The organism is Pseudomonas sp. GM74, assembly GCF_000282455.1.
Taxonomy (GTDB): Bacteria; Pseudomonadota; Gammaproteobacteria; order Pseudomonadales; family Pseudomonadaceae; genus Aquipseudomonas.
This window is the reverse complement of sequence record NZ_AKJG01000168.1, coordinates 1-6,173: the sequence shown is the minus strand read 5'-3', so window position 1 is coordinate 6,173 and position 6,173 is coordinate 1. Positions and strand designations below refer to the sequence as shown.

Below are 6,173 nucleotides of genomic sequence, written 5' to 3'. Positions count from 1 at the left end.
CTGACGTACCGCAATGACTGATTTTACGACTGCTTCGCAGCCGAACGCAGCCTCGCGGGCTCGGCAGCTGCTACAGATCGCATTACCGCTTAACTGACTGGCATTAACTGTGGGGTCGCTTTTTTCATTTCTGACGGTTTATTGCTCGGCGTTGCGGCTGTGCCGGTAGTCGCTGACAGCTTCATAGACGGCCTTGCGCAGGCGATTGATCCCGCCAATCGGACGGTGCGCCTCGACGCCGAACCAGGGATTGAACGACTGGTTGTCGCATTGCAGGTTCAGCGCCGGTGTGTCGAAGTCCTGCGCCGGCACCTTGATCCGCGCCACCGTCTCGAAGGGCGCATCGCTCTCGCGCCATTCAATGCTGGTGTCTTCGATCGGCATGTACTTGTTGGCGTCCTGTCGCTGGATCTGCAAGGCGAAACACGCAGGCACCCGGTCGGTCGACAGCTGTTGGTTCAGCGCATTTCGCAGGAAGTTCGGCAACTTGCGATTCTGTTCCGGCAGGTTGTAGGCCGGGCAGTTATCCGGATCGGGCATGACCCGGAACTTCCCATTGGCCTCACCGAATTTGTAGGGTGAAACCGAAAAGTACGTCGTCCGGGTTGGGCTCGATGGAGCAGGAGACAACGTCGCCAGCGCAATAAACAGGTGGCGAACCTGCCACGAACGCGGATCCCAGCCCGGAAAGAACGCCATCATTTTTTTACCGTCAGCCTGTGCGGCGACGTTCTGACGGTATTCGGCGACATTACTGACAAAGAAGTTCGGGTGGCTGAACATCACAAAGTCCTGTTCGCTTTGCCCCTGCCGGTCGCTCAACAGTTGCTTGCCAGGCACATCGAACAGTTTGATCGCCATGCCCCGGGCGTCGCGGATGCTGTCGAACTGCGGGTAGGCATTGCCGTTGGACAGGCGCATCGTCGCTTGCCAGGTTTTGCCCGGTTCGCTGAACACGCCCTGGCGCAATTCGCCTGGCAGTTGCGGCAGCACCTGAACCTCGGCCTTCACACAGCCGTGGGCCTTGGCATGGGCGTCGCGCAGGTAGCGGGTGCTTTCGCGGTGCTGATCGACGATGCGCACGGCGGTCTGGATGATGTCCCGGGTCATCGCGGCTTCGTCGTCCGCAATCAACTCCTGCGCCGAGACCGGTCCGCGATGCTGCCAGGCAAACCAGGCGCTGGCCAGGGCCCAGCCCAGCAAGCCAAGACCCAGTGACCACAGCAACAGCCTGGCGAGGAAGGCGCCCAGGCGCAGCCAGAGTGTTATCAGCATGGGAAAGTCCTCCTGACTGAAGCTGTGGTCATGGCAATTGCGCTTCCAGCGGGCCGCCCAGCACTTTCAAGTATTCCAGCAGTGCCCAGCGTTCTTGCGGCTGCAACCCGCGGCCGATTACGCCATTGCCGAGTTTGCCGGCACGGAATTCATGGCCGCTGTTGTGGTTGCCGGTGATTCGCGTGTCGAACAGAAAACCGTTGGCAAAGGCTTCGGTGCGGTAACCCAGGTGTCCCGGGTCGTATTCGAACGTGCCTTTATAGAAGGTGGTTGCACGCTCATCCTGAGGCGACAGCAATTGATAAAGGTTCGGTACCGAACCGTTGTGCAGGAACGGCGCTGTCGCCCATACACCCGCCAATGGCCTGGCCTTGTACGAGCGCAATTCGCGCACTCCGATTGGCAGGCCGAAACCGTCCATTTCAGGACGCTCGGCAGGGGTGACATTGGCGTCTTGATACGCGCGGTCCTGGACAAATGCGGTGACGTAGGCCAGTCCCTTGGCCACGGACATCTTGCTCAGGTCCATTGGTTCGTCGGGTTTTGGCTCGACATCGAGCTTTTCCAGTTCCGCCTGCTTCCATTGCAGCGCTGTCAGGTCGAAGCGGTGGTCGGCGATGTTGTTGGCCGCGCCGGGGTCGGTGCCGATGTCATTCACCGGGAGCATTTTCAGGTGCTGGACGTATCGCCCCTCGCCCTGGCTGGTGCGCGGTACATGGCAACCTGCGCAGTTTTCGGCGAACAAGGCGCGCCCCTTGGCTGCCAGGGGTTTGTCGACCGCGCCCAACAGTTCTTCCGGCCAGGCTGGAGGCGCGAGTCGTTGCAGGGTTTCTTCGATCAGGTGCAGATCGCGCACGCGGACACTGGAGGGATAGCGGGCATCGCCCGTCAGCGGCTGGCCGTTCTTGTCGAAGAAGTTCAGCGTGGCGCCGACGCCCAGCGCTTCGCCGATGTTGCGAGCCATCGGTTGTTTCGCCGAGCCGTTCCACTGCACCCATTCGAACGTCCAGATGTCCCACAACTGCGGATAATCGACCGGGGCATTGGCCACGCGGTAGTTGTCGGGAGATATCGCATCACCGAAGCTGGCGTTGGCAATGCGCCCGAAGGCGTCTGTGCGCCCGGGGCCTTCCTCGGTCGGATAGAGCCCGCGATGGGTGTCGTTCCAGGCCACTTTGAGGAACGTATCCAGTGAGGATTTGAAATCTTTGCGCAACTGTTGGTGGTGCGTCTCGTAGTCCTGGCCGAGCACGTTGTGTGCGAAGCGCTCGAATTTCCACGGGTTGTAGTAAGTGGAGGCGAGGCTGGCCACCAGAGCCTGTCCGAAACTGCCGCCTTTGAGTGTAGGAACACTGGACGGCAACACATGTTGCGCCGAGCCGCCGTCGATACGTACGGCTTGACCCTTGAAGCGTAGTTCGCCGGTGTGGCAGGCCGCGCAGGTGATATCCAGAAACACATCCGTGCTTCCCGCATTCTGATGCCGGGTAAAGCCTGCGGGGAGGTTGCCGGGGTTGTTCGGTGTCGGTTTCTGGCCGGGGTCCACCAGAAAACCGAAGCGGGCGAGGTATTCGGGGGCGGCGAAGCGTTGTTGCGAGAAGGGCAGTTCGAGGGCGGTGAACCAGTCGTAGCGCAAGCCTTTGACTTGAGTGCCCTGGGGGGTGAAGTAATAGGTCTCGCGATCGGCTGCACTCCATTGTTCCAGGTAATGCACCTGTTGCGCAGGCGACCAGGCAGGCAGTTTCGGGTTGGCGACGTAGTACAGAACCACGGCCATGACCAGTCCGAGCAGTACTGCGACGAGAGCCAGCAAGCGAAAGAAGAGGCGCAAGATAAACATCCTTGTCGAATTATCATGCTGTTATGCCCGAGTGCCGAAGGTGCGGCAAGAGGCCATTACGCCAGATGTTGTAGGTTCAGGAATCAGTCTGCGTCGGATCAAGATGAAAGAAGCTTCATCAGCCGAATTGTGAAATGCGTTTAAACACCTGAACTTATCAAATGTTTCCGGCTCTCATGCCGGTAGCCATTGGTCGTGGCGGCCTGATAAGCTCGCGGCTTTACTCGATTGCCCTTTAGGCGCATGAACAAGGAAATAGCATGAAACAGCATCGGTTGGCGGCGGCGGTAGCCCTGGTTGGCCTGGTACTCGCGGGTTGTGATTCGCAGACCAGCGTAGAGCTGAAAACTCCGGCGCAAAAAGCTTCCTACGGCATTGGCCTGAACATGGGCAAGAGCCTGGCTCAGGAAGGCATGGATGACCTGGATTCCAAGGCTGTAGCCCAGGGCATCGAAGACGCCGTCGGCAAGAAAGAGCAGAAGCTCAAAGACGAAGAACTGGTCGAGGCGTTCGCCGCACTGCAAAAGCGTGCCGAAGAACGCATGGCCAAGATGAGTGAAGAGTCGGCTGCCGCCGGCAAGAAATTCCTCGAAGAAAACGGCAAGAAGACTGGCGTGACCACCACCGCTTCGGGCTTGCAGTACGAAGTCGTGCAGAAAGCCGATGGCCCTCAGCCAAAGCCGACTGACGTAGTGACCGTTCACTACACCGGCAAGCTGACCAACGGCACCGTATTCGACAGTTCCGTCGAGCGCGGCAGCCCGATCGATCTGCCTGTCAGCGGTGTGATCCCGGGTTGGGTCGAAGGCCTGCAACTGATGCACGTTGGCGAGAAGTACAAGCTGTACATCCCTGCTGACCTGGCTTACGGCGCTCAAAGCCCGAGCCCGGCGATTCCGGCCAACTCGGTGCTGGTATTCGACCTGGAACTGCTGGCCATCAAGGACCCGGCAAAAGAAGACGCCGCTGCCAAGTAACCAGCGCCCGCTTCGATAACAACGCCTCGCTCATGCGGGGCGTTGTTGCATCTGGCGTTCGGCAGGGGTAAACAAAACGAACAGACGCTCTAGGCCGGAGTCTTAGGCATAGTAGTGTCGGCGGTAGACGCACAAGGCCGCCAAGTCAATGAAATTATGGGTTTTTTTTGATGAGTAAAAAACGCCCGATCTGAACGCAGGCCTTGTAAAACGGGGCTTACAGCGATGAAAAGCAGCTCTGTTCACAAGGTTATCCACAATTTGTGTGGATAACATTTCAACGGGAGGAATGATGAAAGCACCCTGGAGTTTCGCTCGTTTCCTGCCATTGGCCGGACGCCTGCTGGCACGCGGTCGATTGCCGACCCTGTTGTTCGCGGTCGCCAGTAAAGTCGCAAGCCAGGGCAACCGGTTGGGCAAGATCAAGGACGACTTGAAGCTGTTGCAGGCACTCTGCCTGGCCTACTGGCGTGGTGAGTATCGCGCCATCAGCCCCAAGGCGCTGATTTCGGTGGTCGCGGGCCTGATGTATTTCCTCAGTCCGGTGGATGCGATCCCGGATTTCATTCCATTATTTGGCATGTTCGATGACATCGCGGTACTGGCGTGGCTGATGAAAGTGCTCGACGACGAACTCAATGCCTTCCGCGTCTGGCGCAAACGGCAGGTGCCGGAGAAGCTCGCGGTGGTTGAGCGTCTGCCTGCTACCCCCGAGCAACTTCAACTTCAAGGCCCGAAAAAGCACTGAGTCGATTTTGACCCGTTCACAGATTGATGTCCCCCGCGACCTTGGCCGCTGTTAGGATTACACTTCTAGGGAAAAGTGCTGACTCGCTAAGTGTTGTTGTCCTACGGGGTAGTGATGGATATTCAGATAATTACACGCGAAGGCGAGCCCGAATATGCGGTTCTGCCATGGGCTCAGTATCAGGCATTACTGAAAGCAGCGGGTATCAAGGAGCAAGCGTCGCTTCAAGCCACGAAGGCCCAGGCGGCAACACCGGACGCGATTCTTCCGGGTCTGGATCAACTACGCAGTTTGCGCGAGGGGAAGGGCATCGCCATTGAGGCGTTGGCCCGCACGGTAGGCATCAGCCCGTCTTACCTGGCCATGATCGAAAGCGGCGAGCGTCTGCCCGACGCTGCGATTCGCCGTAGTCTGGCCTGGGAATTGACGGTGCCAGGGTGGAGGGATGAATCGTGAGCGTACGCATCAGTCGTCAACATTGGGACGGATTGCTGGGCGAACTGGATCAGGCGCGTCGCCAGCGCCATCTGTTGACGTATCGGGCATTGCTGGAGCGTTTGCAGCTGCCGACCCCGGCCATGCAGACCCTGACGGCGGCCCTTGAGCATCTGGCGGCCCTGGACGCCAGGGCGGAGCAGCCTTTACGCAGTTCACTGGTGATCAGTCAGGGCGCCAGTCGCTTGCCGCGCACCGGATTCTTTGAATGTGTCGAGCGTCTCGGGCGTTTTTCCGGGCCGTCGGACGGCGTTGCCGCCGCGTCCTGGCATGCGTCGGAAGTGGTGCGGGTGTTCGAGTACGAATACCCGGAATCGGCCGAGGCCTGAGTGTTTTTACAACTCAAGGCGCGGGCCGGTTACTGGCTCGCGCGCCGATTGTTCCACTGGTCATGGTTTGTCCGTCAGCCACGAGGCTGGCGCTGGCTCGAGGGCCAGTTCGCACGCATGGCCAACCTGGGCAATGTCGGCGCCCAGAGCTTCTATGGGCACATCCTGGCGTTTCGCGGCGTCGGCCTGGGTGCTCGTGAGGAGGGCGTACGTTTGTTGCGCCTGGCGGCGCTGGCGGGCGATGGCAAGGCGGCGTATCAAGTGGGGGTGATCAGTCTGGCCGGGACGGCGAGCAAGGCTCCGGATCCGCTTGAAGCCGCGCGGTTCTGGGAGATCGCGGCGAAAGCCGGGCATCCGTTGGCGCCGATCAAGTTGCAAGAGCTGGCGTCTCGCGAGTCTGAGCTATAACCCTGGGCTGGCGGGGGGATGGCTATTTGGGGAATTGTCCTGCGCCTGTCTGCAAGGCGGCCTGCTCGCGAAGGCGGCTTGTCTTTTGTTGACTGTGTACA

The 6,173-nt window shown here is 59.6% G+C and carries 7 protein-coding genes; 5 read left to right on the top strand and 2 right to left on the bottom strand.

Going from position 1 to position 6,173, the window contains the following annotated elements; all coding sequences use genetic code 11:
- Window positions 1-138: 138 nt before the first annotated feature.
- Window positions 139-1,275 carry a catalase family protein gene (locus PMI34_RS00510; RefSeq protein WP_008054190.1) on the bottom strand — a complete coding sequence of 379 codons (1,137 nt, stop codon included), beginning with the start codon at window positions 1,273-1,275 and terminating at the stop codon, window positions 139-141.
- Window positions 1,276-1,303: 28 nt separating this feature from the next.
- Window positions 1,304-3,106: a di-heme-cytochrome C peroxidase gene (locus PMI34_RS00515; RefSeq protein ID WP_008054189.1), complete on the bottom strand. Its 1,803-nt coding sequence runs from the start codon at window positions 3,104-3,106 to the stop codon at window positions 1,304-1,306.
- A gap of 269 nt (window positions 3,107-3,375) precedes the next feature.
- Here PMI34_RS00515 and PMI34_RS00520 point away from each other — a divergent pair, with 269 nt between their 5' ends.
- The 5 genes from PMI34_RS00520 (at window position 3,376) to PMI34_RS00540 (ending at window position 6,072) form a co-directional block, all read left to right on the top strand.
- On the top strand, window positions 3,376-4,092 hold the full coding sequence (locus PMI34_RS00520) for an FKBP-type peptidyl-prolyl cis-trans isomerase (protein WP_008054188.1): 717 nt from the start codon (window positions 3,376-3,378) through the stop codon (window positions 4,090-4,092).
- 292 nt (window positions 4,093-4,384) lie between these two features.
- On the top strand, window positions 4,385-4,840 hold the full coding sequence (locus tag PMI34_RS00525; protein ID WP_008054187.1) for a YkvA family protein: 456 nt from the start codon (window positions 4,385-4,387) through the stop codon (window positions 4,838-4,840).
- Window positions 4,841-4,954: 114 nt separating this feature from the next.
- Window positions 4,955-5,296: a helix-turn-helix domain-containing protein gene (locus PMI34_RS00530; RefSeq protein WP_008054186.1), complete on the top strand. Its 342-nt coding sequence runs from the start codon at window positions 4,955-4,957 to the stop codon at window positions 5,294-5,296.
- On the top strand, window positions 5,293-5,664 hold the full coding sequence (locus PMI34_RS00535) for a hypothetical protein (RefSeq protein WP_007898892.1): 372 nt from the start codon (window positions 5,293-5,295) through the stop codon (window positions 5,662-5,664). The genes PMI34_RS00530 and PMI34_RS00535 overlap by 4 nt, the downstream gene beginning before the upstream one ends.
- Entirely contained in the window at window positions 5,665-6,072 is a 408-nt protein-coding gene (locus tag PMI34_RS00540) for a hypothetical protein (RefSeq protein ID WP_008054184.1), read from the top strand. It begins immediately after the preceding gene.
- The last annotated feature ends 101 nt before the right edge of the window (window positions 6,073-6,173 follow it).

Coding starts and splice junctions, on each gene's coding strand:
- PMI34_RS00510 (WP_008054190.1), bottom strand. CDS start 1,275: ATGCTGATAACACTCTGGCTGCGCCTGGGCGCCTTCCTCGCCAGGCTG.
- PMI34_RS00520 (WP_008054188.1), top strand. CDS start 3,376: ATGAAACAGCATCGGTTGGCGGCGGCGGTAGCCCTGGTTGGCCTGGTA.
- PMI34_RS00525 (WP_008054187.1), top strand. CDS start 4,385: ATGAAAGCACCCTGGAGTTTCGCTCGTTTCCTGCCATTGGCCGGACGC.
- PMI34_RS00530 (WP_008054186.1), top strand. CDS start 4,955: ATGGATATTCAGATAATTACACGCGAAGGCGAGCCCGAATATGCGGTT.